At 58.7% G+C, this 24,891-nt stretch carries 26 protein-coding genes; 18 read left to right on the top strand and 8 right to left on the bottom strand.

Annotated features, from left to right (window positions below; all coding sequences use genetic code 11):
• Positions 1-1,636: 1,636 nt before the first annotated feature.
• The 7 genes from DCC24_RS06465 (at position 1,637) to DCC24_RS06435 (ending at position 6,880) form a co-directional block, all read left to right on the top strand.
• The gene (locus DCC24_RS06465) at positions 1,637-2,515 is read left to right on the top strand and encodes an ABC transporter ATP-binding protein (RefSeq protein ID WP_110099107.1); all 879 of its coding nucleotides are present in this window, start codon (positions 1,637-1,639) and stop codon (positions 2,513-2,515) included.
• A 9-nt stretch (positions 2,516-2,524) separates the two neighbouring features.
• On the top strand, positions 2,525-3,232 hold the full coding sequence (locus tag DCC24_RS06460) for an ABC transporter permease (RefSeq protein WP_110099106.1): 708 nt from the start codon (positions 2,525-2,527) through the stop codon (positions 3,230-3,232).
• Positions 3,233-3,720: 488 nt separating this feature from the next.
• Complete coding sequence (locus DCC24_RS12055; RefSeq protein ID WP_158524615.1) at positions 3,721-4,194, top strand: HTTM domain-containing protein; 474 nt, start codon at positions 3,721-3,723, stop codon at positions 4,192-4,194.
• Between the two features lie 470 nt (positions 4,195-4,664).
• Positions 4,665-4,958 carry a hypothetical protein gene (locus DCC24_RS06450; RefSeq protein ID WP_110099104.1) on the top strand — a complete coding sequence of 98 codons (294 nt, stop codon included), beginning with the start codon at positions 4,665-4,667 and terminating at the stop codon, positions 4,956-4,958.
• A gap of 22 nt (positions 4,959-4,980) precedes the next feature.
• Positions 4,981-5,532 (top strand): DUF5819 family protein, encoded by a 552-nt coding sequence (locus tag DCC24_RS06445; protein WP_110099103.1) that lies wholly within the window; start codon positions 4,981-4,983, stop codon positions 5,530-5,532.
• Positions 5,529-6,272, top strand: a complete 744-nt coding sequence (locus DCC24_RS06440; protein WP_110099102.1) for a bifunctional 2-polyprenyl-6-hydroxyphenol methylase/3-demethylubiquinol 3-O-methyltransferase UbiG — start codon at positions 5,529-5,531, stop codon at positions 6,270-6,272. Before DCC24_RS06445 ends, DCC24_RS06440 begins: the two co-directional genes overlap by 4 nt.
• A complete protein-coding gene (locus DCC24_RS06435) occupies positions 6,269-6,880 on the top strand; it encodes a response regulator transcription factor (protein ID WP_110099101.1) in 612 nt (203 codons plus the stop codon). Before DCC24_RS06440 ends, DCC24_RS06435 begins: the two co-directional genes overlap by 4 nt.
• A gap of 1,172 nt (positions 6,881-8,052) precedes the next feature.
• Here DCC24_RS06435 and DCC24_RS12640 read toward each other — a convergent pair.
• Positions 8,053-8,286, bottom strand: coding sequence for an NAD-dependent epimerase/dehydratase family protein (locus DCC24_RS12640; protein ID WP_110099099.1), 234 nt, complete (start codon positions 8,284-8,286; stop codon positions 8,053-8,055).
• Between the two features lie 211 nt (positions 8,287-8,497).
• Between DCC24_RS12640 and DCC24_RS06420 the strand changes: the two genes are divergently transcribed.
• Positions 8,498-8,695: a hypothetical protein gene (locus tag DCC24_RS06420; RefSeq protein ID WP_199446235.1), complete on the top strand. Its 198-nt coding sequence runs from the start codon at positions 8,498-8,500 to the stop codon at positions 8,693-8,695.
• Between the two features lie 37 nt (positions 8,696-8,732).
• Here the strand turns inward: DCC24_RS06420 and DCC24_RS06415 are convergent, their stop codons facing one another.
• Positions 8,733-9,650, bottom strand: coding sequence for a C40 family peptidase (locus DCC24_RS06415; RefSeq protein ID WP_110099098.1), 918 nt, complete (start codon positions 9,648-9,650; stop codon positions 8,733-8,735).
• A 278-nt stretch (positions 9,651-9,928) separates the two neighbouring features.
• Between DCC24_RS06415 and DCC24_RS06410 the strand changes: the two genes are divergently transcribed.
• A complete protein-coding gene (locus DCC24_RS06410) occupies positions 9,929-11,761 on the top strand; it encodes a choline/carnitine O-acyltransferase (RefSeq protein WP_110099097.1) in 1,833 nt (610 codons plus the stop codon).
• On the opposite strand, the gene DCC24_RS06405 is transcribed toward DCC24_RS06410, so the two are convergent.
• The gene (locus tag DCC24_RS06405; RefSeq protein ID WP_369860018.1) at positions 11,758-12,180 is read right to left on the bottom strand and encodes a DUF3151 domain-containing protein; all 423 of its coding nucleotides are present in this window, start codon (positions 12,178-12,180) and stop codon (positions 11,758-11,760) included. The two genes, DCC24_RS06410 and DCC24_RS06405, sit on opposite strands and share 4 nt — an antisense overlap.
• A 233-nt stretch (positions 12,181-12,413) precedes the next feature.
• Here DCC24_RS06405 and DCC24_RS06400 point away from each other — a divergent pair, with 233 nt between their 5' ends.
• The 3 genes from DCC24_RS06400 to DCC24_RS06390 are packed head-to-tail and all read left to right on the top strand — an operon-like array spanning position 12,414 to position 15,074.
• Entirely contained in the window at positions 12,414-13,421 is a 1,008-nt protein-coding gene (locus DCC24_RS06400) for a methionine ABC transporter ATP-binding protein (protein ID WP_110099096.1), read from the top strand.
• A complete protein-coding gene (locus tag DCC24_RS06395; RefSeq protein WP_110099095.1) occupies positions 13,421-14,104 on the top strand; it encodes a methionine ABC transporter permease in 684 nt (227 codons plus the stop codon). The genes DCC24_RS06400 and DCC24_RS06395 overlap by 1 nt, the downstream gene beginning before the upstream one ends.
• Before the next feature lie 49 nt (positions 14,105-14,153).
• Positions 14,154-15,074, top strand: a complete 921-nt coding sequence (locus DCC24_RS06390) for a MetQ/NlpA family ABC transporter substrate-binding protein (protein ID WP_110099094.1) — start codon at positions 14,154-14,156, stop codon at positions 15,072-15,074.
• A 119-nt stretch (positions 15,075-15,193) separates the two neighbouring features.
• Here DCC24_RS06390 and DCC24_RS06385 read toward each other — a convergent pair whose 3' ends face one another.
• Positions 15,194-15,523, bottom strand: coding sequence for a hypothetical protein (locus DCC24_RS06385; RefSeq protein WP_110099093.1), 330 nt, complete (start codon positions 15,521-15,523; stop codon positions 15,194-15,196).
• Positions 15,524-15,805: 282 nt separating this feature from the next.
• Here DCC24_RS06385 and DCC24_RS06380 point away from each other — a divergent pair, with 282 nt between their 5' ends.
• Positions 15,806-17,647: an HNH endonuclease signature motif containing protein gene (locus DCC24_RS06380; protein WP_158524613.1), complete on the top strand. Its 1,842-nt coding sequence runs from the start codon at positions 15,806-15,808 to the stop codon at positions 17,645-17,647.
• A gap of 10 nt (positions 17,648-17,657) precedes the next feature.
• Here DCC24_RS06380 and fbaA read toward each other — a convergent pair whose 3' ends face one another.
• The 4 genes from fbaA to pyrE are packed head-to-tail and all read right to left on the bottom strand — an operon-like array spanning position 17,658 to position 20,311.
• Complete coding sequence (gene fbaA, locus DCC24_RS06375) at positions 17,658-18,680, bottom strand: class II fructose-bisphosphate aldolase (RefSeq protein WP_110099091.1); 1,023 nt, start codon at positions 18,678-18,680, stop codon at positions 17,658-17,660.
• 35 nt (positions 18,681-18,715) lie between these two features.
• Entirely contained in the window at positions 18,716-19,390 is a 675-nt protein-coding gene (locus DCC24_RS06370; protein ID WP_110099090.1) for an RNA methyltransferase, read from the bottom strand.
• Positions 19,387-19,737 carry a hypothetical protein gene (locus DCC24_RS06365; protein ID WP_110099089.1) on the bottom strand — a complete coding sequence of 117 codons (351 nt, stop codon included), beginning with the start codon at positions 19,735-19,737 and terminating at the stop codon, positions 19,387-19,389. The genes DCC24_RS06370 and DCC24_RS06365 overlap by 4 nt, the downstream gene beginning before the upstream one ends.
• A 22-nt stretch (positions 19,738-19,759) precedes the next feature.
• Positions 19,760-20,311, bottom strand: coding sequence for an orotate phosphoribosyltransferase (pyrE, locus tag DCC24_RS06360; RefSeq protein ID WP_110099088.1), 552 nt, complete (start codon positions 20,309-20,311; stop codon positions 19,760-19,762).
• Between the two features lie 157 nt (positions 20,312-20,468).
• Here pyrE and DCC24_RS06355 point away from each other — a divergent pair, with 157 nt between their 5' ends.
• The 5 genes from DCC24_RS06355 to DCC24_RS06335 all read left to right on the top strand — a co-directional run bounded on the left by DCC24_RS06355 (position 20,469) and on the right by DCC24_RS06335 (position 24,875).
• Complete coding sequence (locus tag DCC24_RS06355; protein ID WP_110099087.1) at positions 20,469-20,867, top strand: hypothetical protein; 399 nt, start codon at positions 20,469-20,471, stop codon at positions 20,865-20,867.
• Positions 20,849-21,202, top strand: coding sequence for a hypothetical protein (locus tag DCC24_RS06350; RefSeq protein ID WP_110099086.1), 354 nt, complete (start codon positions 20,849-20,851; stop codon positions 21,200-21,202). Before DCC24_RS06355 ends, DCC24_RS06350 begins: the two co-directional genes overlap by 19 nt.
• Positions 21,203-21,253: 51 nt before the next feature.
• Positions 21,254-22,048 (top strand): exodeoxyribonuclease III, encoded by a 795-nt coding sequence (locus DCC24_RS06345; protein WP_110099085.1) that lies wholly within the window; start codon positions 21,254-21,256, stop codon positions 22,046-22,048.
• Positions 22,049-22,092: 44 nt separating this feature from the next.
• Complete coding sequence (nadE, locus tag DCC24_RS06340) at positions 22,093-22,908, top strand: ammonia-dependent NAD(+) synthetase (RefSeq protein ID WP_110099171.1); 816 nt, start codon at positions 22,093-22,095, stop codon at positions 22,906-22,908.
• Between the two features lie 338 nt (positions 22,909-23,246).
• Complete coding sequence (locus DCC24_RS06335) at positions 23,247-24,875, top strand: glycoside hydrolase family 13 protein (RefSeq protein WP_110099084.1); 1,629 nt, start codon at positions 23,247-23,249, stop codon at positions 24,873-24,875.
• Positions 24,876-24,891: the final 16 nt, after the last annotated feature.

The following is a 24,891-nucleotide window of genomic DNA, read 5'->3' as shown; positions in this document are numbered from 1 at the left end:
ACAGCGACTACAGCAACTACCGCTATCTTCGGGTTTACCGATAGCAACCCAGTTACCGTGTCGGCCGAGGTCGCACCCTATGGTTCAGTCAACGAACTGATAAGGGCTCGTGAGAGCGCTCTTCAACCTAACGGCACACAACTCACTCTACAAGGTGGCGGCGAGCCACGCTGAAATGCTCGCGAAGCGCCTTCGATTCCTAACGGGCCGATGACAGCTCCGTCGGTGTGAGGCCGAGAGCTATGGGGCGTGGGTTGTCGATGTCGGCGACGGCGAAGACATGAAAGACGTACGCATTCCAGTACGCAAGGGCGTTCAAGGAGTACGGAAGCTTGTTACTCAACGACCCCGTCGCCGACATCGGCAGGCAAAGAGATAACTCGGGTATCACCCAGTCTCAGGACGCAACCCGTGCTTCAGGCCGTTGAAAGCCCTTCATCGCTTTTGGGCCACAGGCGGAACGCAGTGTCGAATTTTTCTGGCCACCGAGATGCAGGCCCCGGTAGATACCGGGGCATACGGGGAGGTGGTGTTTTAGTAGCGCCGATACACCGATATGTTTCTGGGCCAGTTACTACTGGATATCGCCGGAGACAACCGAACGCCACCTCGCTCTTGTAGTTGCGAAGTACGGTTCGAGGCGATTGCGCGGCGCGGCCCTCGCCGTTACTACCCCAATCGCTCCAGCTCGGGCCAGTAAGTGGGGCGGTCGCGGACCCGCAAGGTTTTTCTGAGGGGCAACACTCTTGCGAACCGAGGGCCGACGTTACACGAGGAGTTCATCTGGCCCTGAACCTGACTCACATATCAACGTGATATGAGAGATCGCCCGATCGATACGCAAATACGCACACCTGCATGTCCTAGCAGAGTTTGCTACCACAGTCTCTCAAGTGCTGCAAGAGTTCAACGGGCGCGCCTTCGATAACAACAACCAGTTCATTAATCACGACGTGACCGGCTGGTTAACCGGTATGAAGATCTTCTTCAAGGGGTCGCGACCCTAGAAAGAAAAACCTCTTAGCCGCGACCGGGTCGACTAGTAACTACCACGTGCGCGATACACGTATTCAGGGCTCCACAACAACCCGCTGCGCTGGCGGTTCTCGATTTCCCTTACCGTTCGTGAAAAAACCGGCAAGGTTGATTCGCCCTCATGAGCACAGTCGTCGCGTCGGCCACAGTCTGACTCGGGCGTCCTAATTGCATCACGATGACACGAAAACGCCGTCCTGCCGGCCCCTCGAAGCGAATGTGTTCACTCAGCTTCAGGAACGTGGGCTGAACAAACACACCACCAGCCCGAACCTCCCTGACCGCACCCTGAGTGGCCGGTCGCTCATTGACCGACTCACCACAATTCTCAAACCTTCAATAGTGGCCCACAGGTCAGTCTGGATGCCACCCCGCCCATCCTCACTCGCGGTATCAGGCTCCGACCGGTGAACCGACCAGGCCAGCTTGTCTTGCGATCAGTTTCACGTGATGCGTCGGTTAGATTCCGCCCGTAACTTGAGGCGAGAGGCTCCGGGTTGTGTGTCGCAAACGCGGCACACAACCTCTTTTTCGGAAAGCGTCCCTAACTCATGACAGTACGTCACTGGGGCCACTCCGCCAATTTTGCTGGGATGAAGACATGGTTACACGAAAGATCATTGACGTCCAAGAGCTCACCGTGAGCTATGGAAAGTTCACGGCGGTTGAGGAGCTCTCGTTCGAAGTACAGCAAGGCGAACTCTACGCTCTTCTAGGCACAAACGGCGCAGGGAAGACATCGGCACTGGAGACCATCGAGGGGCACAGGCGTCCAAGTTCCGGTACGATTCGAGTCTTTGACCAAAATCCCCGTGATCGCAGATCGGTTCGACCCCGAATGGGGATTATGTTGCAGGAGAGCGGATTCGCTCCGTCTTTGAGGGTCGGGGAGACCGTTGAACTCTTTGGGGCCGTGAGCGGCCGGCAAGACGATAAAGACCGCGTCCTTCAACGAGTCGGGCTCTCCCATAAGGACACCGTCCAGGTTTCTCAACTCTCTGGGGGAGAAAAACGCCGCCTGGACTTCGCAACAGCAATTTACGGTGACCCCGAGCTTGTCTTCCTGGATGAGCCCACCACTGGCCTTGACATAGAAGCACGCGATGAACTCTGGCAGGTAGTTAGCGAGCTCCGTGACCAAGGCGCCACGCTAGTGCTGACCACCCACTATCTCGAGGAAGCCCAGGAGCATGCCGATCGAATTGGATTGATGCACCGAGGACGACTCGAGCTTGAAGGCACATTCAACCAGCTGGCAGGATCGTTCCCCACAACGATCAGTTTCAGCACCCCCGAATATCGTGGCGAAGTTCCTGTCCCCGTAGATACCACGGATCGTGGCTGGAAACTACAAACTCAGGACCCTCAGCGCGATCTGTTCAAACTTCTGCAATGGTCAGAGGAGAAGGCCATAAGGATCAGCAACTTATCGGTCCAGCCAGCAAGCCTCGACGATATTTTCCGAACACTGAGCAACTGAGGAGACCAGATGTTACCTATCGCCAAAGCCGAGTTCATCCAGATGCTCAGGGACCCTTTAGTCCTGTTCATGGCAACAGTCATTCCTTTGGGCATTTCCGTGTTCCTTTATTGGAACCGCGACACGATAGGCGGAACCCCTGTGATCGCTTCTCTGGTCATGGCAGTGATCCCTTCTTTCGTGGTCTACGCCAGCACTACCACTACGTTGGCTTCAAGACGCCAGAATTTGTTCCTCAAACGCATGAGGTCGACCTCCCTCAGCGATCCCGCCATCCTTCTCGGCCTCTCGTTAGTACTCATTGTGCTCTCGGCGGCACAGACGCTGGTGATTCTGATGGTCTTAACACTGGTGGACAGCGGTCCAAGCAGTCCAGTGCATGTGGTCGCTGTCTTGTTGCTGACTCACGCCATGTTCTTCGGCCTTGCCCTCGCTACAGCTGGCATAACGAGTTCTCCCGACAGTGCCCAAATCACAGTACTACCGATCACCATGGGTGTCGTTGGAGTGGCCACGTGGGTCGCAGCTACCGGCACAGACGAGATGGCCGGCTTAAAGCTCTCTCTACCAGGAGGAGCGGCTGCCGAACTAATCGTCCAGGCATGGAGCGAGGATGCCACCGGCGAAATGACGATGCTACTCATCCCAACCCTAGCGTGGGTGGGCCTCGCATTCCTTGCGGCACGGTTCCTCTTTCAATGGGAACCGAGGCGCTGAAGCGCGCTCTCGCTTGGAACACCAGGCACAATACACTCCCTCTAATAGATTCCAAAGCACACGCAAAAGGCGCTATAACAGCATGTAGGAGCCAAGATACCGGAAGGAGACCTGTGTTTTCCTCGTCATGCAAGCTAAATCCAAGACAAGCACTAACACGAGGGTCGCGGATAGCAGCGATAGGGAGCTTGGTTGGGTCGCTAGAAGAATTGAGCCGACCGGCCGACGTCAAGTCCGATTCCTTACTCGCCTGGCGACTACGGCGCACTGCACTACCGATGTTCCAAGGCCGCCTTGGCCGTCAGTTGGACAAATGCTTCGAACATCCTGGATACCAGTATCTGGTAGCCCTTCGGTCGCTGGCAGCTATCGGCACGATCATTGCCCCGGAACGGACAAAAGTCCGCACCCTGTCGATAACCACCCTGACACTACTCCTGTGGGCAAAAAGTTACCGAGGCTGGTACGGGTCCGATGGATCCGACCAGATGTCCTTTATCGTATTCTCAACAGGCGCCCTTGCGGAGCTGATGCCCCGAAACGAATGCAACGCTACCCTTCTCAGTTCCTTTGTCGCGTTCCAGAGCCTACTTTCGTACTTTGCATCTGGGGTCGCCAAAGTCGTCTCTCCTTCGTGGCGAGATGGAAGCGCCCTCAAAGGGATTTTTAGAACACAAACCTACGGCGATGAAATGTTTTACCGTTTCCTGACCGCGAAAGAATGGAGGGCGGCAACCATGAGCCGAACTGTCACAGCATTCGAAGTCCTGTTTCCAGCAGTAGTGCTGATGCCAAAAACCCTCCGCACCATAGGGCTCGGCATCGGAGCCGCGTTCCACATAGCCAACGCCCGGTTCATGGGGCTGAACAGGTTTTTCTGGGCCTTCTGCGGGACCTACCCGTCCATCATTTCCGTCGCGAAGGCCATTCGTTTTTCATGGAAGCACCGCCTCTTACAATAATCCCGTCCTGACGGGAACCGACTATGCCGTCCCTCTTCATTCAGAGCTACTTAGCTCAGGTTCTCGCCCACTCGGAAGTCTATGAGTCAATGGGAGATCTAAATTCTACATCTTTTCCATTTTTACAATCGGGATAAAATACCGACTCTCAAAGCGCGAGCAGTCCCGCGATACTGGAGCACCGCAGAACGGTTCCTCGACCGTCTCCGAACCAAAACCGTTGTGATCTTCTCGAACCACTCCTTCCGAGGTTTGTTAGATGCGCACTTCGTAGCCCATATCACATAATGTGTCAGTGGATTGGCGCTGGTTGATTCCTCTAACACCGAAGTGATTCATCCCTCGCCTCGGTAAGAGCAAGCGATTCGCACTCTGCGGAGACATTTACGACGAGCCAAGTGACACGCTTCCTCTCTAAGACGTTGAGCCATTAGGCAAGTGATGTGGCCAAAATACCTCGCTGATACGCAGTGGAATTCAGCAAAGAAGATAAAGAGTGCCTGCCGACCTGCGAACTTGGAACTCACATTGACCGGGCTTCTCAAGCGCAGCTGAGAGCTCAAAAACAGCACTCTATTGATAACCCGCCCTATATGACTTTTGGCGCCAGCGACAGTTGCATGGAACTTCAGGAAGTACTGCGTTCGATTCCTGAACGCAGCCCACACATCACCATCCATCAAGCCGAGCACCGTGCAAAGTTATGGCTTCGGCTATTCACTGAAAATCGTGAGGGCAATGGCCACGTACTTTTGGCCACATAATCACTCGAAGGAGGGCGCTTAAGTGAATACAACAAGCATCTGCCACCACTTCACGACGTACACACTTGCTGGAACGCTGGGCATCTGGGCCACGGCCACCGTGCTTTCGCAATTTGATATCGGTCGGAAAACGGCCACCAAAATCGACAAGACAGGTCTGATGGTCCCAGATTGGCGGTTCTTTGCTCCTAACCCAGCTTGTCACGAAATTAGGCTCGTGTACCGCAGTCAACTTCCGAACGGGGATGTCACAAATTGGCAGGAACTAACGTACAGTCAAAAGCGTAGGTTTACGCACCTAATTTGGGCGCCACATCGCCGCCTGGAGAAGGGCCTTTTTGACGCGACCGATGAATTGGTGAGAACCCACGAATCCACTCAAGACTTCCAGCGCGTCAAACTGAGCACAGCGTATTTAACATTGTTGAATACCGTTACTCACAAAGGTGAACATCCTCAGGATAGTGTACGAACGCAATTTATGCTGATGCGCGCGACATCTTACGAACCACGCGTCGCTCCCGAGCCGGTTCTGGTTTCCGACTTTCATAATTTGGAGGCTGGTATGCCATGAAGCCACCCTACCCCGATGAGTCTATTGAAACGTATGAACTCGTCCACTCCGTCCAGAATGATGTTAACTTGATTTCCGACTTCGTTAGTTCGTTACCCCGCATGCCAGTGACGGTGCTGGAGTTCGGGGCGGGGACTGGGAGGTTAACCCTACCTCTTGCTGAGGCCGGCTTCTCGATAACAGCCTTGGACCTATCACCAACCATGCTCGAGATCCTTCAACGGAGGACCCGGGGATACGACGTTTCTACAGCCTGTGGTGACTTTAGAAATAAGCTAGTCCACGGAATTTTCGACCTTTGCGTGATAGTGACAAATACTCTATTCATGGTTCCCGGATGGAAAGAACAACAACGAGTTCTCTCTCAAGCAGCTAATTGCACCGCGGACAACGGCTACTTGATTCTAGAGACATATGACCCGCGGATTTATCTCGATCAGCCGGAGACATTCAGCCTTTCGGTGCCTCTAACCGAGCAGCACCTGCTCACCGATACTGCCTTCGTCGATCACGTTGCCGAAAAAGTAACTCTGATCCGCACAGTCACGGGGCCCGAGAACCATTCGTTTTACACCGAGACGAGCCACTGGTTAGCACCTCGCGAGCTTGACATTCTCGCTTCCAGCGTTGGATTCGAACTTCTCGAACGATATGAGGACCTAGCCAAGAATCCATACGTCACCCAGAGCAAGAACCTGGTATCGGTTTATCAAAAGACTTGCCAAGGAGAGGGACGATGATTACTCTTTCCACCATTTGTGGTACTGGCGAAGCCAAAAGCGTGAGCAACGTTGAGAGCTTGTTGAAAGACTTTGATATTAGCCATAACAGGGTCGTCGGTGTGGCCAAGCTTCCTGAAGGTGCGAATATACTTCTCATCGGAGAGCCTTCGCTTCAACAGGTGATACACGAGCTCGGGTGGCACAGCGACGTTGATTCTCTCACCATCCTCCTGGCCACCCCCGACCCCCATGAGGTCACAGCGCTGGGCCCCGTCCGGGTAGTGTCAGTAGGAACCCCGCTAGACACGGCCGAGATTATCAGCGCGGCCGTCTCCCTATCATTGCCCGGGGAGTACGTCTCGCGGCACCAAGTGGCCCGGAAGTTGAGCCATCATATATTAGAGAGCCCTCTCACGGCTCGCGAGAAGGAAGTACTCCACCAGGTCTCTTTGGGCAAACGCGACGACCAGATCGCGCAGACACTTTCTGTAAGTACGGCCACGGTCCATACTCATATCAAGAACCTTCGTAGTCGGCTACAAGCAAGAAGCCGTACTCATGCAGTCACCATGGGGCACAATCTTGGAATACTACCATTGACCCTCCCTGACCCCTCTCCCCTGTAAACACTAAAGGTTCCCAGAAAGCTCAACCGCCTTTAAACCGAATAATTCGCCTGTGACTTCCCTGGTCCCAAAGGTTGGACCGATGCGCGGATACTTGCTTTTGCAGGATGGGAGGTTCGCGTTGACGCGCGTGAACAAATCAGGTCCCCGTACCGACCTCTCGCAACCACACCTCTTGTGGGCTGACCGATATTACCTCGATGGGGGCGCTAGGTTTTGAACACTGAACTTTGACGCTGACGGTGACGTGGAATGGTTCGGAATGATCGCAGTTGCCGAGGCGCCAGCGTCCATGGCCAACCATTCCACCACGTCTTAGTGATAACACGCGACAATCTGGGCGATGACCCGCAACGTCTTCTTAGTCGATGCCCCGGACCAGGCTGCCATGCTGGTCACCCGGCAACCCTCGAGTCTGGCAAACATTGCACACGGAACCCAGTAGGTTCAAGCTGTAGCCACAAGCATCGATGCCATGTCTTTCACGGTTCTTCAGGGGAAATCAGGCATTCGGCTACGAAACTTAGAGTCGACAAGGATATAGTCATTGCCGAACTGATACATCATCTCCCGCTGTTCGCACGCAACGGCGCTGAAGCTACCAGCCACCGTGAGAACAAGTTTTCCCCACAGTAGCTGGTTTGACCGTGCGACCTACCGCAGAGGATAGTTCTCTGGACAGGTCACTGGCGGAAAACGCGACGATCGCTGTCATGTGAAGCGACGGCATAGACCGGAGATCTGGCTTGAGGCACGTTTCAGCCAGCCCGCGAGCAATATCGCACGGCAACGCGAATGAGTGCCTGTTGTCGGGCTTGCCGAACCACACGAATGAGCACTTTCTTCCTCTGACGACCTTCTCGAGAGAGCTCCACGGCATAACCGTGGTCTCCGCACCCTGACCGAGATAATTTGCCGCCCGGCACACGACCACGTCGTGACCGTCCAGACGCGCCTGATCAAGAATCTTCGTCCCTTCCAACCTGGCGGTTCCCTTCTCACTGCAGGGTTCCATCGGGTGCGACTCCGTTATTGGTAAGGTGGCGCGACCGTACACATAAAGGTTGCCGAGGAAAGTCAGCGGAATCTGGTGGCTTTCGGTCGATGACACAATGGAACGGACCAAACCTGGCCACTCCTCGCTTGAGCTCGGCGGTTTCATACGATGAGATCTAACAATGGGAAAGCTCATCAGTGGAAAGCGCATCGCCTCGTTGGCGCGAGATGGCAACGAGGCGAACACCACGTTGGGAAAGTGCACGCGCGACGAGACTTCCAATCTGCCCACTTGCACCGATCACGGCAACTCGTCGCTCTCTGGTCACTGATTCTTCTCCTTTGATTCCTCGGTGGCGACGCCGAGGCAGTAGTGCCTCGAATCGACAGTGGCCGGAAAGCCTTTGCATTGCACGGAGCCAGAGGATCGAGACACCGTTTTCGTGCGTGTTGTTCGTGCCGACTCGTTACGCGATCATGTTTATTATTCTTCTTAGTGCAATGAGCTCATCGCTCATAGTGCACCCGATCCTTTGGTTCGATAGGGCCTGTATTCACAATGTAATCCACCCCGTATCTAGTCATCGAGTCGTCGAGACTCGATTGAAAACCGCGCAGGGCGTGAACCAATTGCGCTACCAGCGCGGGCTGGCCCTACTCTTCGTCACACACAACATCGCCCTGGCCCGACACATCGCCACGCAAGTGGCAGTGTTGAACCAGGGCGAGATTGTCGACCACGGGCCGGTCAATGACGTCCTTGACAACCCGTCACATTCCTACACCCGACATCTCCTCGACGACCTACCCCAACTGTAACCCTCCAGCTGGGCTGAGCACCGAGAGCTCGGGGGTCTTAGAACCGAGCGGCAGTCTGGATCGGCGGGTTGTACTGCTGGTAGGTCGACAGGTTGTCAATGGTAATACCCGCGCTGGGGTTACGGGCCTGAGCAATCTGGCCATCACCGATGTATATGGCCACGTGGTAAATGCCCGAGGCGGAGCCATTATTGGACCAGAACACCAGGTCACCGGCTTGAAGGTTGTCCAGCGAGACATGCTGGTTGGCTGCCGAGTACTGGGCGGATGAGGTACGTGGCAAATCCTTGCCCGCGCTGGCGTAAGCGGCCTTAACGAAGGCCGAGCAGTCATAGGCCGAGGGACCATTAGCGCCAAAGCTGTACACAGCACCGGAATTGACGATGTCGATGGCCGCGTTCACGGCCTGGCCCTGCCAGCCACTGGCCGAGCTGGTTGCCGAGACGGTTTGAACATCCAGGGGCTCATCGGCCGACGCCTCACCGGTTGCTGTCTCAGCATTGGAGGCAGTATTGGAGGCAGTCTGCGCCTGTTCCCCGGTGGACTCCGTTGCGCCCGGAACGGTCAGCTCTTGGCCGGGGTAAATGGTGGTAGAGGCCGAAATACTATTGGCCTCCAGCAACTCATTGAGGCTCACGCCCAACTCGCCGGCGATCTGTGAGAGCGTATCCCCGGCTTCCACGGTGTAGGTATCAGCAGATGTTTCAGCCGAAGCGGTGTTGGCGCTATCGGAGGTGCTATTCGGGCCCACCTGAGCCGCCGTCGAAGATCCCTCCGCATCGGCCGGCACATCTTCCAGGGCAGCGGTGGCCGAATTCATTCCGGTGAAGGTAGCACCAGCCACCGCAGCAACACCGACCAGCCCGCTGGTCACATTCTTCCGACGACGGCGGGTGGCAGCCTGCTTCAAGGCCCGCTCAGCGTCAATACGCTCGCGACGAGTTAAATAAGTCATCAATCAGGATTCCTTCTCTATCTCGTGATCTCTACTCGTGATGAGAACATCAATGGACCGCGCCCGAACAGCGCGTTGTTATCTGACTGTTATCCACCGTGACATAATCGTTACCTATTCGCAACCGACCGCCTGAATTAACTGAGGATTCACTCCGAAGTCACACCCTTTAATCCGCATGCTCGTGCCGATCCCGCGAAAACCTGAGAATATCCTGTTATTCTTTCGTGACTTTATCTACCGGGTGGTAGGGCTCCTGACAGCAACCTCACCAACAGGTGACAATAGAGGTAACCCATCCTGTCGAAGAGAAAGCCCATACCGCTGTGACCCTCACCCCGCACCCGGCCACCGTCGACCTCAAGCCACTACCTCTCCCACATCTTGATGACACCTTGGACACGCTCCGCCACGCGCTACGTGCCCTATTGGCCGGGGAGGAATTCGCCCACGCCGAAAAGATCATCGACTCCTTCCGCACTCGCAATGGCCCCATCCTGCAATCTCAGCTGGAACAGCTAGCCTCTCGGGCCGAGGCCACCGGCACCAACTGGATGTCCGACTACTGGTACTCCAGTTATCTCGCGGTCCGCGAGCCTCTGATGCTGGCCTCCAATGTGGCTTTCCAGATCGAAATCCCCTCCGAGAAGACCGGATCTGCTCGAGTCGCCGACCTCGTACACCGCCTGCTCCGGTTCCACCTGATCCAGGCCCGTGGCGAGATGCCCGAAGAGATCGATGCCCGTGGCAGCCGCATCACGATGAACCAGTGGTTTACCTTCAACGGCGGGATCCGCACCCCGCAGGTCGATGAAGACGTGATCGAGCCGTGCTCCCTCGATGCCCGCGAGCGCGAGATCGGCGTGTTCTACCGGGGTCAACTGCACGCGGTCACCGTGACCGATCAGACCGGCGCCCTGGTCACCCCCACGCAACTGCGGGTCGCCATCGACCAGATTCTGGACGAGGCACACACCGCCCCGCAAGCCCAACAAGCCCAGCAACCAAACTTCGCCGATATCTCCGCGCTGGGTTCCAGCTTCTTAGCCGAACACCTCCCGGCACTCCGCGCGGTGGGGGACAACGAGCACACCTATCAGCGCCTGAAGAACCTGTTATTCACCGTCGATATCACCGACGATGACCTGCCACAGGCCACCGAACTGCGCAATGTCACCTTCCGCGCGGGGGCCGCCTGGGTTTATAAGCCCATCAGCTACCAAGTCGGACTCCACCACGACTGGCTGTGCATGGAGGTCGAACACACCGCCGTGGACGGGGCCACGCTGGTCACCGCACTCGAGCGTATCCAGCACTTGGACCGCGAACCGACCACCACCGACCCACACCAGCCCGAACTCGCCTACGAACCGTTGACCTGGGAGTTCACCGACGAGTTCCTGGCGACCTTTACCCCGGAGGTCGAGGAATACCACGAACAGGCCAGCCACTACCAGGTCGAGATCATCGAGGTCGACCGGCTGTTGCCGGTAGAGAACTACCCGATGAAACTCAGCCGAGACGCCTGCGCCCAGCTGATGATGTCCACCGCCCAGTACCTGACCTTCCAGCATGTCCGGGCGGTCTACGAGGCCGTGGACATGCGCGAATTTCGCGCCGGTCGCACCGAATGCCTCCGGGCTGCCACCCCGGAAGCCGTGCGCTTTGCCACCGCGCTGGCTCAAGGGGACGCTACCGAAAATCTGCTGATCGATGCGCTGAACGCCCACCGGATCTGGGTCAAGAAATGCAAAGCCGGGGCCGGGATGGATCGACACCTGCAACTATTGGAAGCCACCGCGATCGCCGATAACACGCTGATGGCCTCCGACCCGTTCTTCACCGACCCGGCCATCCGGTCGGTCCGCCGGGACTTTTTGTCCACCACCTCGGTGGGTGGCCCAGAGCAGATCATCCGGTATGCCTTCGCCCCCACGATCCCCGAAGGCTTTGGCATCAGCTACACGCCCAATCCCGCCCACGGAGAGTTCTGCGTCAGCTGGCACGATCAGACCACCGAAGACCCCGAGACCTTCCTGGCCAACCTGCGCCGAGCCGGGGAAATGTTCTGGGAATTCGTCGACTCGCTCCCCCGCCCCGAGCAGAACTAGCGAGCCTCGATCTGCTCCACCGCGCTGGGGTCACAGTCATGCAACAGTGTCGTGATCCGCTCCACCTCATCGGATTCCCCGATCGCGGCGGCCGCCCGCCCCAGGGCATACAGGGCACGCAAGAAACCGCGGTTGGGTTCGTGGGAGTACGGGACCGGGCCCTGCCCGCGCCATCCAGCCGCCCGCAACGCGTCCAGTCCCCGGTGGTATCCCACCCGTGCATAGGCGTAGGAGTCCACGGTGCGCCCTTCCGCCCAGGCATCCTCAGCCAACATTGCCCACACCAGTGAGGATCGCGGGGCCACCGGCACCAGATCCTCCGGCAGGTCACCGGCTTGCAGCCGTTGGTCCACCTCCGGTTCCGCCGCCAACAGAGTGGGCTCGGGTTCCATCAAGTTCTTACCGATCATTGAGGCCACAACAGGCTCCTTTCGCCACCTCAGCGCATAGCTTCTGCTTCCACTGTACCCAGCTCGGCGAAGTACCGAAGATGACACCATGTGACATTCCCGGTGAAATCACGTTCACATCGATACCGCGCTGCGAGTCAGTGTCCCCTATTCTTGAGGTACCTCATTGTCAGCAATGTCAGCACTCTCACGATGCGCTGAACCCACCGGTTCTGCGCATCAGGATCAGGAGATATCCCTGCATGATCACTGTTGAAGGCCTGACCAAGGTCTACCGACAAAACGCCCGTGACGTTCGGGCGTTAGATGGAGTGAACCTTCAGGTTCCCTCCGGCTCGATCCACGGCATCATTGGTCGTTCCGGGGCGGGGAAATCCACCCTGGTGCGTTGCCTGACCCTGTTGGATCGCCCGACCGAAGGCACGGTCGCGGTCAACGACACGGTGCTGAGCAACTCCTCGGCCAAACAACTGCGTCAGGCCCGCCGTCGGATCGGCGTGGTGTTTCAGAACGCCAACCTGTTGTCGTCGCGCACCGTCGTCGACAACGTGGCCCTGCCGTTGGAGATCTCCTCGGTCTCCAGCTCCGAGCGCAAACAGCGGGCCACCGAACTGGTCAATCTCGTCGGCCTCGACGGCTTCCACGAGGCCTACCCCGCCCAGCTGTCGGGCGGACAGCGTCAACGCGTCGGCATCGCCCGCGCCTTGGCTGCCGACCCGGACGTGCTGCTGTGCGATGAGCCCACCTCCGCCCTCGACCCGGCCACCACCAAAGAGATCCTGGAGCTGATCCGCTCGGTGGCCCGCCGACTCAACCTCACCGTGGTGGTCATTACCCACGAAATGCACGTGGTCAAAACCCTGTGCGACGCCGTCTCTCTGCTGGACGCGGGTCGTATCGTCGAATCCGGTCCGCTGGAAGAAGTCGCCGCCCACCTCGACGGTCAGCTCTCCGCCGCGTTGTTGCCACTGGACGAACTCGATGAAGCCCACCGCGACCCCCAAGCCACGCTGATCGAGGTGCTGGGCTCCGGCGAACACCTACCCGCCCCCACCACCGTGCTGGAAGAGGCCCTGCCGGTGAAGGCCATCGTCTCCACCGGCACCATCGAATACCTCGGACCCACCCGGTTCGCCCACCAGCTTTTGTCCGTAACCGGCGGGGACCAGCCACCCGCTGCCGAACCAGCCCTGCAACTCCTGCGCGCCGCCGGATTCCAAGCTCGTGCCCTGAAGGCAGGTGATCTGTAATGGATTGGTTCACCGAGAACGTGCTCGAAAACCGCGCCATCACCAATGCCGTGCCCGAAGCCCTGTGGGAGACCATCCAAATGGTGGTGATCTCCTCGATCGCGACCATCATCCTGGGGCTGATCGTCGGCCTGATCATGCACATCACCCGCCCGGGCGGGCTCGCACCGGTACGTTGGCTGTACGTGATCATCTCCTCGATCATCGTCAACATCACCCGCTCGATCCCGTATGCGATCTTGATCGTCGCGCTGATCCCCTTCACCCAGTTCTTGGTCGGCACTGCCATCGGCCCCATCGCCGCAACCGTGTCCCTGACCATCGCCACCGCGCCGTTCTTCGCCCGCCTGGTCGAAACCGCACTGCGTGAAGTCCCCGCCGGCACCGTGGACGCCGCCCAGGTCATGGGCCTATCCAAGGCCCAGATCGTGTCCAAGATCTATCTGCCCGAAGCCCTCCCCGGCCTGGTGGCCGCTTCCACCAATACGATCGTGGTGCTGATCGGCTACTCCGCCATGGCCGGGCTGGTCGGCGGTGGCGGTCTGGGCCGACTCGCCTATAACTACGGCTACCAGCGCTTCGACACCGCCGTGATGCTGGTGACCGTGATCCTGATCGTGGTGCTGGTCCAGATCATCCAGTTCATCGGCGATCAGATCGTCAAGTACGTCGACCACCGTTAAGCTTTCCTCCCCGACTAACCACACACCCACCTTGGAAGGAGAAACTCTGATGAGCTCATTCACTTCACGCCGTCGCATCCGCCACGGACTGGCCCTCGGGGCTACCGCCACCATCACCGCCCTGGTGCTGACCGGTTGCGGTGAAGAAGGCGGTGGCGACAATGGTGGCGACGGAGACGTCACCACCATCACCGTTGGTGCCAACCCGGTTCCGCATGCTCGGATCCTGGAGTACGTCGATGAGAATCTGGCCGAAGATGCCGGTATCGACCTGGAAATCAACGAATACGATGACTACCAGACCCCGAACCGTGTGCTGGACGAAGGCGGCGACGACGCTAACTACTACCAGCACCTGCCCTTCCTGGAACAGCAGGAAGAGGACCTGGGATACGATTTCGATCACGGCGATCCGATCCACCTGGAGCCCTACGCTGGCTTCTCCGAGAAGCACGACTCCATTGACGATCTGCCCGATGGTGCCACCATCGGTATCACCAACGACCCGGCCAACCAGCCCCGCGCGCTGAAACTACTCGAAGCCGAAGGTCTGCTGGAGGATATCGGCGACGACGACGGCGCGCTGGATCTTACCGACGAACAGAACCCCAAGGGTCTGGAGTTCGAAGAATCCCAGCCGGAGTTCTTGGCTCAGGTCGTCGATGACGACTCCATCGACCTGGCCATCATCAACGGCAACTACTTCCTGGAGGCCGGACTGAGCGTCGATGACGCCCTGGTCGTGGAATCCGCCGAGGACAGCCCGTGGGGCAACATGCTCGTCTGGCGTGCCGGCGACGATAACGACGCCATTGCCACCCTGGAAGAGCTGTTGCACTCCCAGGAAGTCACCGACTTCATCAAGGAAGAATGGCCCAACGGTGAAATCATCCCCGCCGAAGGCGACAGCTCCGAGTCCTCCGAGGACGCCTCAGACGAGGAAAACGCCGAGGAAGAGGACGCTGAGTAACTCTCACCGAGTCTGACTAACGGTCTGACTAACGCCTGCCACCGTAGCCAACCACCACAGTTGTGCCACCGGTGGCAGGCTTTTTTAACGCCCTGGGCGCCCCGGTGCCCGGGCACCCATTACTCACGAAAATCCTCCAGGGTCGAGACCGGGATGATGTGATAGGCCGGTTGCTCGTACGGGTGCACCGCGAGTGCGGCTTGCACCGCTGCCCGCACTTTATCGATCGGGGCCATCATCTCGATCCGGTCTTCAGCCACTTCCTCGGCACGGTCTACCTCTCCAATGGCCGGTGCAGCCCCCGGCAACGGAGTGAACCGCCCGGTGCCCTGAGAGGTGAACGATGCTCCGTAATACTCACCGATCGGGCCCACCGCCTCAGCGAGCGCGTCACGGACTGCTTCGGCGTTCTCGGTCGGTACGTAGATCACAATCACGGCATAGCTCATGGCACATACTCTAAACGACCACCGTGCGCTGGAATACCTCCGGAGAGTTGTTGCCGGTGGATGTTCAGACGTCGCGCATGTTCGATTAAACCGTTCGAATGCCGGTTGTCCACTGTTCGAAACGCACACTTGACGTCAACCGCAACTTCCGCATGATTAAGCGGTTTGCAGCCATCCACACCCTTCGCGTGCACCCTTGTTATGGGAACAGCTGTACGATATTATGGGAGTATAACTCGAACAATCAGATGGTTTATCGAACGCATTGAGGTGGTGAAGAGCATGTCAGTGACGGCGGATCCGCGCAGTCGCGACATGCAGGCTGTTCCGGGTCTCCTCGACGAAGAAGCCCTGCGAGAGGCATCGCCGGGCGAGATGCTCCACGCCGCGTGCCGGGTACTCCAAGCATTAGGGTCGCGCATGGGCTCAGAGAGTGCCTTCGATGACCTCGCCAGGTGGCGCGAAGACGCCTCGGCTACCGACTGGAACTCCACGCTGGCCTCTGATCGTGATTCCGAGCAGGTCGAACTCACCGCACCGGATAACTATCACGACAGCTTGCCTGGTCTCACCCATGCAGCCGAAGAACTCAGCACCGGTCTTGACGGCCTCCAGACGACGCTGATGGGGCTCACCACCCGGGCCTTGACCACGACCGCAGAACAACAAGCAGTTCTGGGAGTTCCCCGCACAATTCGAGGACCGAAAAATGAAAAAAAGTACCTCGAGGAATACCACGGACTGGGTCGCAGAGATATCGCCCAGCGAACGATGCGGGCCCACTATACGGTTCCGCCCCCACCACCGATTTCAGGTGGCCCCGCCCCTGAACTTGAGTTCCCAGACTTTGCGCGTAGCTTCCAGCGCGGTCACATGCGGACCGCTAACGCCGACCGCCTGATCAAGCTCACCGAAGATCTCAAACGCTATGCCCGTAGAACATCCGCGGATCCGGCACGGGTGGACGCGATTCTTCAAGAAATGATGCCAGTGCTGACCCGTCACGCAGAAACCATGAGCGTCGGCGACTTCCATCAAACGTGCCGTGAGTGGTTGCCCAAACTGTGCTACTACATTGATGCCGACGGCCCCGCACCCGAAGATGGCCTTGAACCACAACCAGCTCAAGAACAGTTCTGGGTCGCCTCGCGACAGGATGGTGGTCTGGACTTCGGCGGGACCGTCTTCGGCCTCAATGCCGAGCTGTTGCGAACCATTGAGGCCGCAGCAAACAACTATGCCGTGCTACGTCGTGGTTCTGAGACAACCGGTGTCACTGACAGCCACAACTCAGATGATGAGAGCTCGGCGACCGAGCCGAAGAACCCGGTTATTCAGGCATTGAAAGCAAACTTTCCCGAGATTTCCCCCGATGCACTGGCCAGTATCGATGCGGCGGGAAACCAGCACTCCTTTGACGGGGAGAACCTCTACGATCCCCGTCATCGCGCACACCGTGCAGTGAACGCGCTGTTCGGTGTACTGATCGCCGGCATTGGCGCCGGGAACGCCAAGAACGGGTTGCCAGCAACGCGCGGTCAGTCCACCAAGATGATCATCTCTATGGACTACGAGACCCTGAGCGAACAATTGTCGCGACGACACCAACTCGATGACGATTTGAAGAGACAATCACTCGTGAAGTTCTTCAGCCACCACCGAGAAGGCGATCCAGTCGATGATGATTCTCCGGGCCACCGATTCAGATCTGAAGGTCAATTCTCTGGAACCATTCATCCCAGCACATTACGAGCAGCCGCCTGTGACGCAGGATTGATCCCACTGGTGTTTGGCAGTGACAGTGAAGTGCTCAATCTTGGCCGAGAAAAACGAATGTTCTCCACCGCGCAATACCGTGCATTGGTGGCTCGAGATCGTGGTTGTGCCACACCGGGGTGTACTATGCCCGCTGCCTATTGCCAGATCCACCACATCACCGAATGGGAAAACGGTGGCGACACCAATATGGGCAATGCGGTCTTGCTCTGCCAGGGCCACCACACCGATGTGCACTTAGGCAAATGGCGCATTCAACGCATCGACGCCAAGGGGGTCTGGTTTGTCCCAGAACCCTGGGTGAGCCCAGATCCAACCCCTCGGCGTAACGCATATTGGCATCACTAAGGGTCGGAGCTTATCTCAGCGCGTGGCCGGCCGATCCCAGCGCCTGGCAGGCCTGAACGATCCGCTCGCTCATGGAGGCTTCGGCTTTCTTACCCCAGGTACGCGGGTCGTACATTTTCTTGTTGCCGACTTCGTCATCAACTTTGAGCACCCCATCGTAGTTCTCAAACATGTGGGCAGCCACCGGACGCGTGAAGGCGTACTGGGTGTCGGTATCGATGTTCATCTTGATCACACCATAGGACACAGCGTCAGCAATTTCTTGATCTGTCGAGCCCGAACCACCGTGGAAGACCAGGTCGAAGGGGCGCTCCACGCCGACCTTGGCTCCCACCTCACGCTGGATTTCGTCCAACAGCTCGGGACGCAGCTTGACGTTGCCCGGCTTGTACACCCCGTGAACGTTACCGAAGGTCAGCGCGGTAATGTAGCGACCCTTCTCGCCGGTTCCCAAAGCCTCAACGGTCTTCATACCGTCTTCGACCGAAGTGTAGAGCTTGTCATTGATCTCGTTCGCCACTCCGTCTTCCTCACCACCGACAACACCGATCTCCACTTCGAGAATCTGGTGGTTGGCCTGAGTTCGCTCCAGGAGCTGTTCGGCAATGCGCAGGTTGTTTTCCAGAGGCTCTGCCGAACCATCCCACATGTGAGAGTTGAAGATCGGATCACGACCGGCCTTGACTTCTTCGGCGGAGGCGTCCAGGAGCGGGTTAACGAAGCCCTCGAGTTTGTCCTGTGGGCAGTGGTCGGTGTGCAGAGCGATGGTGACACCGTAGGAATCAGCAACTACCTTGGCGAAGGCGGCGAAGGCCTTCGCCCCCACGGCCATGGATTTCACCGACTGACCAGAGAAATACTCGGCACCACCGGTCGAAACCTGGATGATCCCGTCAGACTCTGCCTCAGCGAAACCGCGGATAGCAGCGTTGAGAGTCTGTGAACTGGTGACGTTCACCGCGGGATAGGCATAGCCACCCTTTTTCGCGGCGTCAATCATCTCAGCGTACTTATCGGGGGATGCGACAGGCATATAAGCTCCTTCATCGATCTGGGTTTGCCCCCAGTCTAACCACCCACCACCCGGCGGTCAGGACCTGCCGGGCGAACCGCATGCTGTCGCACCCATTCATGCATCGCGATACCGGCGGCCACCCCGGCATTGATCGAACGGGTTGAGCCATATTGCGCAATGGCCAACGTTGCCGTGGCAGCCCGATGAATGTCCTCGGAAATCCCCGGTCCCTCTTGCCCAAAGACCATCACGCATTCCCTCGGGAAGCTGAACTCCTCGATCGCCACCGAATCCGCAAAAAGGTCCACGGCCAGAATCGGTAGGTTGTTCTCTTGCGCCCACGCCACAAAGCCGTCAATAGTGGGATGATGCTCAACGTGCAGGTAGCGGTCGGTGACCATGGCACCACGACGATTCCACCGGCGTTTGCCAATGATGTGCACTCCAGCGACGTTAAACGCGTTCGCGGTTCTCACCACGGTTCCGATATTGAAATCGTGCTGCCAATTCTCGATGGCAATGTGCAGACCGTGGCGCGATCGGTCGAGGTCGGCCACAATGGCCTCCACTGTCCAATACCGGTACCGGTCCAGCACATTGCGACGATCACCCTCAGCCAGTAGTTGCGGATCGTACTGTTCGCCGGTGGGCCAGGGTCCTTCCCAGGGGCCTACACCGACTTCACGGTGGTAGCCGTTGTCGGTGGGGTGCTGCGCGGAGTCCGTCACGTCGTCGGGCCGTCGGCGTCCGGCTCGGCGTGCCGATCATGCACCGCCCAGGCGGCCCCCGAGGCGATGCCGGTGACCGTCAGTACCGATGGCCACGCGCCAATTTTCTTCGATAACCAGTGCGACGCGCCAAAAGCGCCCAGGTATACCGTCGCTAGTCCCACGGCGCGTCCAGCGCCACCTGCCTGGGCCCAGGCTTTTGTGGCGTAGCTACCAGCCACACCCAGTCCGACCGCGCCCAGGGCCCGAATCTTCGTCAACCGAGCCGTAGCGTAGCCACCGATCAGCCCGGCGATCACCGTCGGTGCGGTCTTGCGGTGCTGAATCTCCGTCTTGTGGTCTGCCATAGTGATCCTCCTTCAGGGATGGTTAGAGTCCGAGATCGCTCAAACGGAAGGCGGCCAGATACGGGACGCCGGCCTCGTCTTGAATCCGCTCGGCCGCTCCGGTATCCCGATCGACCAGCACAGCGACGGCTTGGACCTCACCGCCGGCAGCGCGCACACCCTCAACGGCGGTCAAGGCCGATCCGCCGGTGGTCGAGGTATCTTCCAACACCACGACTTTCCGCCCCTCGATCGAGGGTCCTTCCACCTGGCGCCCCATACCGTGTTCTTTGGCCTGTTTACGCACCACGAAAGTATCCAACTCCCGGGCCGGGTTGGCTTGGTGCAACATTGCGGTGCCGACCGGGTCGGCGCCCATGGTCAATCCTCCGGCCGCGGAAAACTCCACGTCGGAGAGTAACTCCAACATGACCCGCCCCACCAGCGGAGCTGCGCGGTGGTGCAAAGTGACTCGCCGCAGGTCGATGTAATAATCGGCCTGTTTGCCCGAGGACAGCGTCACTTTTCCGTGCACCACCGCCAAGTCTTTGACGAGTTCTGCCAGTTCAGCGCGATCCGAAGCATAGGTTCCCATGCAGGCTAGTTTACGCGGTGCATCGCCGGATCAGCCTCGGCGGGTGCACCGCCCACTGTTTATCCTGGTCAACACATCGTGAGTTGGAAATTGGCGTCACGAGCGTTGCCCCTTTAGTAGAGTGTCAACAGCACCGCTTTTTCGGAGATGAGGAACCATGAACCTGAAAAAAACCGTTCTCGGAATCAGTGCCGTGGTCGGGCTGGGTCTTACCCTGACCGGTTGCACTGGCAACGATGAAATCGCCACGACCTGTCAGAAGCTCAACAACGTCACACTCAAGGTCCAAAACGCCCTAGGGGAGTCCGGCGATGACGCCGAACGCGCCACCGGCCAGATGGAATCGGCGTTAAACGAATTTTCTCGGATGGTTCATGACACCTCCGATCAGGAGCTTGCCAACGCTCTGGAAGATATCGAAGGCTCCTACCACAGCGTCTACCAGTCCCTGGAAGACGGAGCCAGCATCGCAGAAGCCCAACAACAGGGTCTCGAGTCACAGGTCGATCCCACATCTGCCGAGGTTCTGGTTGATAAATGCGCCTCCGGCATCTGAGTCTCATTACTCTCGCGACGGGGTTGGCGCTGACCGGGTGTAGCTCCGGTGGCGATGACGCGCTCGAAGACTCGTGCGAGCAATTGCAGGGCCTACCTGAGCCCGCCGATGAGGGATTCATCGAGCAGGCCGAGGAGATCAAAAATAACGCCTCGGATGAGCAACTACGCCACGGCATCGACCAGGTCATCTCCATGGCCGAGATTCTGGAAGACCACCGCACCGGCGATACGTCGGATACCGACGCCTACGCCGAGGTGGTCGAGCTGGCCGATGACGACGAGTTTGTGGACGGGATGACCTATCTGCAAGACCACTGCGAGGTGCAGTTCTAGTCCGCTTTATGGAGTCCACGTGTGGTGGTGTGAAAAACGAGGAGACGTAGCGTGAAATTAGCGACCTGGAATGTGAACTCACTGCGGGCCCGGGCCGACCGGGTGGAGGACTTCCTCGAGCGTAGCGACACCGATGTGTTAGCCATCCAGGAAACCAAGTGCAAAGATGAGAACTTCCCCTGGGAGGTTTTTGAGCGCTTGGGTTATGCGGTCGCACATTTCGGGTTTAACCAGTGGAACGGTGTCGCGATTGCCTCCCGGGTGGGCCTCACCGATGTCCAACGAACCTTCCCGGGCCAGCCGGCCTTCGGCAAAGGTGGTCACGACCCGGTGCAAGAGGCTCGGGCAATCTCGGCGGTCGTCGGAGAAGATCTGCGGGTGTGGTCGTTGTACGTTCCCAACGGTCGGGCGCTCGATGATGAACATATGGCGTATAAGCTCGACTGGCTGGATGCGTTGCGGGAGCACATTGGCGCTGAACTCGCCGAGAACCCCCAGCAAAAATTAGCCCTGGTCGGCGACTGGAACATTGCACCCTACGATCAGGACGTATGGGATATCGAATTCTTCTATGAGAACGAGATGACCCACGTGTCCGCTCCGGAGCGGGAGCGCTTCCACGCGTTCGAAGAGATTCTGCACGATCCCGTGCGCGACCAGCACGAGCAGGCTTTTACCTACTGGGACTATCAGAAACTGCGTTTCCCGAAGAACGAGGGCATGCGGATCGACTTTGCCTTGGTCTCACCGGCAGTGAGCACCGGGGAAACCATGATCGATCGGGACGAACGCAAGGGTAAGGGCCCCTCGGACCACGTTCCGGTGATCGTGGAGGTTTGCTCATGAGTAAGGTCTCCAGGTGACGTGACCTAATAGATAGCATGGGTGCTATGAGCACGAGCGCACAGCAACAGATCATCAGCGCCCTGAACGTCGCCCCGGAGATCGATCCGGCCACCGAAGTCCAGCGCCGGGTGGAGTTCTTATGTCAGTACCTGCGACAGGCCGGAGCTTCCGGGCTGGTATTGGGCATTTCCGGTGGGGTGGATTCCACCGTGGCGGGCCGGTTGGCTCAGCTGGCCGTCGAGAAGCTCCAGCAGGACGGTATTGAAGCGCGGTTTACGGCAGTGCGTTTGCCGTATCGGATGCAGGCCGATGAGTCCGATGCCACCGCTGCGGTGGAGTTTATTCGTCCGACCCGGGCGGTGACGTTCCAGATCGGTCCAGCCACCGATGAGTTCGGTGAGACCTTCCGTCAGGCCACCGGCGAGCAGATCAGCGATTTCAGTTTCGGCAATGTCAAGGCGCGGATGCGCATGGTGGCGCAGTACGCTCTCGCCGGGATCGATGGCGATCTGGTGGTGGGCACCGATCACGCCGCGGAAGCGGTGACGGGGTTCTACACCAAGTTTGGGGATGGCGCCTTCGATATCGGCCCGCTCCAGGGACTGAATAAGCGGCAGGTGCGTAGCATCGCCCGGTATTTGGGTGCACCGGAATATTTGTGGGCCAAAGTCCCCACCGCGGATCTGCTCTCCGATCAGCCCCAGCGCACCGATGAAGATGAGCTGGGACTGACCTATGATCAGATCGATGACTTTCTCGAGGGCAAGATCGTTCCCGAGGACGTGGCCGAGCGGATCATCTCCGCGTACCGGGCCTCAGCGCATAAGCGTGCGCTACCGGCAGGTCCGGTCGCGTCCTAAAGGCTAGGACTGTCCGCGCAACTCGTTCTTGCGGATCTTGCCGGTAGCGGTGCGCGGTAGTTCCGTCAGGATCTCGAAACGGTCGGGCACCTTGAACCCGGCGTGGATCATGGGCACGCCCTGCCGGGAGAGCTTGGCGTGGCGGCCCCGGCGAGCTGGCGCACCTGCTGGTGAAATTCGCGATACGTCCAGCTGGTGCCTTCACATTCTACGGCGGTGTGGTCGGGATAGATGGCGGCGGTACGGTCAAGATACGTGACCGGAGTCATAGTGTGGCGCATGTGTTCAGATGAGCAGGTCAGCAGAACTGCCTGTCCGGGTGCGATTAGGCTAGAACCATGTCCAAAACTCCCTGGTGGTCCCATGCTGTCATTTACCAGATCTATCCCCGCTCCTTTGCCGATTCCACGGGGTCGGGGATGGGTGATCTGCCGGGGGTGATCGCCAAGCTCCCGTACCTGGCCGAGCTCGGGGTGGATGCCATCTGGCTCTCGCCCTTTTACGTCTCCCCGCAACAGGACGCCGGCTATGATGTGGCCGATTACCGGGACGTGGATCCGCTGTTTGGCGCTCTAGCCGATGCCGACCGGCTGATTACCGCCACCCACGAGCACGGGCTGAAAATCATCGTGGATTTGGTGCCGAACCATACCTCGGATCAGCACCCCTGGTTCCAGCAGGCCTTAGGCGACCCGGCCGCCCGGGATCGGTATATTTTCCGTGACACGCCGAATAACTGGTTGTCGCATTTCGGAGGAAAGGCCTGGACCCAGATCACCGAACCGGATGGCACCCCGGGCCCGTACTATCTCCACCTGTTTGACACCTCGCAACCCGATTTGAACTGGGAGCACCCCGAGGTGCGCGAAGAGTTCGAGAATATTCTGCGGTTCTGGTTGGACCGCGGGGTCGATGGGTTCCGAGTTGATGTGGCCCACGGGCTGGTCAAACAGGCTGGACTACCCGATCATCCGCACCGGCCGGGGATGATCACCGATGCCGAACTGGATCACAATATCACTGATCGGGACAGCTTCACCCCGGTGCACCCCTTCTACGATCAGGAGGGCGTGCATGAGATTTACCGTAGCTGGCACCGGGTGCTGGAGGAATACCAGGATCGGATGATGGTTGCCGAGGCCTGGATCTCGCCGCTGTTCCGGCTGTTCCGCTACGTGCGCCCCGACGAGATGCAGCAGGCCTTTAACTTCACCTTCCTCACCGCCGGCTACGATGCCCAGGCGCTCCACGAGGCTATTGACATCTCGTTCGCCGAGGCGCACGCGGTGGGGGCGCCGGTGACCTGGGTGCTGTCGAATCACGATACGGTCCGGCACGCCTCCCGCTTCGGACTGCCGGATCCCACCAGCTATCCGGACAGCATCACCGCCGAAGACATCCAGCCGGATGAAGCCCTGGGACGCCGACGCGCGTTGGCGGCGGCGATGATCGAGCTGGCACTGCCGGGCTCGGCCTATATCTATCAGGGCGATGAGCTGGGCCTGCCCGAACACACCACCCTGCCGAACGAGGCACGTCAAGATCCGACCTACCGGCGCACCCGGGGTGCCGAGTACGGTCGCGACGGGGCCCGGGTGCCCATGCCGTGGCGGGCCGGTCAGCCCGACGGGTGGCTTCCGGCCCCGGAGTCCTATCACCGCTTGGCCGTGGATCAGCAAGACGGGGTGCCCGGATCATTTTTGGAAACCTACCGGCAGTTGTTGCGCCTGCGGGCTGACTACCGGTTGGGTTCCGGTCAGTTCGCCTGGTCGGCCTACCACGATCCGCACCGCGGGGTGCTGGCCTTTACCGTCACCACTGAAGACCATACGGGGACTCAGCGCGTCGAGGTTATTGCCAATCTGTCGGATCGGCCGGTGACGGTCGCCCCCGGGGAACTACTGATCGGCCCCGGTTACGCCGAGAGCATGGTGGAGCCCGATTCCACCGCGTGGCTCATACGGTAGTGTTAGGTTAACCTCA

Source organism: Auritidibacter sp. NML100628, from assembly GCF_003185985.1.
Classification (GTDB): domain Bacteria; phylum Actinomycetota; class Actinomycetes; order Actinomycetales; family Micrococcaceae; genus Auritidibacter; species Auritidibacter ignavus.
The sequence above is the reverse complement of the archived record's forward strand: the minus strand, read 5'-3'. Positions and strand labels throughout refer to the sequence as shown.

Bases quoted from the DNA above. Each gene is read 5' to 3' on its own strand.
- DCC24_RS06415 (WP_110099098.1), bottom strand. From the start codon at position 9,650: ATGACTTATTTAACTCGTCGCGAGCGTATTGACGCTGAGCGGGCCTTG.
- DCC24_RS06400 (WP_110099096.1), top strand. From the start codon at position 12,414: ATGATCACTGTTGAAGGCCTGACCAAGGTCTACCGACAAAACGCCCGT.
- DCC24_RS06385 (WP_110099093.1), bottom strand. From the start codon at position 15,523: ATGAGCTATGCCGTGATTGTGATCTACGTACCGACCGAGAACGCCGAA.
- DCC24_RS06350 (WP_110099086.1), top strand. From the start codon at position 20,849: ATGCGCCTCCGGCATCTGAGTCTCATTACTCTCGCGACGGGGTTGGCG.
- pyrE (WP_110099088.1), bottom strand. From the start codon at position 20,311: ATGGGAACCTATGCTTCGGATCGCGCTGAACTGGCAGAACTCGTCAAA.
- DCC24_RS12640 (WP_110099099.1), bottom strand. From the start codon at position 8,286: ATGCAAAGGCTTTCCGGCCACTGTCGATTCGAGGCACTACTGCCTCGG.
- fbaA (WP_110099091.1), bottom strand. From the start codon at position 18,680: ATGCCTGTCGCATCCCCCGATAAGTACGCTGAGATGATTGACGCCGCG.
- DCC24_RS12055 (WP_158524615.1), top strand. From the start codon at position 3,721: ATGTCCTTTATCGTATTCTCAACAGGCGCCCTTGCGGAGCTGATGCCC.
- DCC24_RS06435 (WP_110099101.1), top strand. From the start codon at position 6,269: ATGATTACTCTTTCCACCATTTGTGGTACTGGCGAAGCCAAAAGCGTG.
- DCC24_RS06380 (WP_158524613.1), top strand. From the start codon at position 15,806: ATGTCAGTGACGGCGGATCCGCGCAGTCGCGACATGCAGGCTGTTCCG.
- DCC24_RS06365 (WP_110099089.1), bottom strand. From the start codon at position 19,737: ATGGCAGACCACAAGACGGAGATTCAGCACCGCAAGACCGCACCGACG.
- DCC24_RS06440 (WP_110099102.1), top strand. From the start codon at position 5,529: ATGAAGCCACCCTACCCCGATGAGTCTATTGAAACGTATGAACTCGTC.
- DCC24_RS06465 (WP_110099107.1), top strand. From the start codon at position 1,637: ATGGTTACACGAAAGATCATTGACGTCCAAGAGCTCACCGTGAGCTAT.
- DCC24_RS06390 (WP_110099094.1), top strand. From the start codon at position 14,154: ATGAGCTCATTCACTTCACGCCGTCGCATCCGCCACGGACTGGCCCTC.
- DCC24_RS06355 (WP_110099087.1), top strand. From the start codon at position 20,469: ATGAACCTGAAAAAAACCGTTCTCGGAATCAGTGCCGTGGTCGGGCTG.
- DCC24_RS06395 (WP_110099095.1), top strand. From the start codon at position 13,421: ATGGATTGGTTCACCGAGAACGTGCTCGAAAACCGCGCCATCACCAAT.
- nadE (WP_110099171.1), top strand. From the start codon at position 22,093: ATGAGCACGAGCGCACAGCAACAGATCATCAGCGCCCTGAACGTCGCC.
- DCC24_RS06335 (WP_110099084.1), top strand. From the start codon at position 23,247: ATGTCCAAAACTCCCTGGTGGTCCCATGCTGTCATTTACCAGATCTAT.
- DCC24_RS06460 (WP_110099106.1), top strand. From the start codon at position 2,525: ATGTTACCTATCGCCAAAGCCGAGTTCATCCAGATGCTCAGGGACCCT.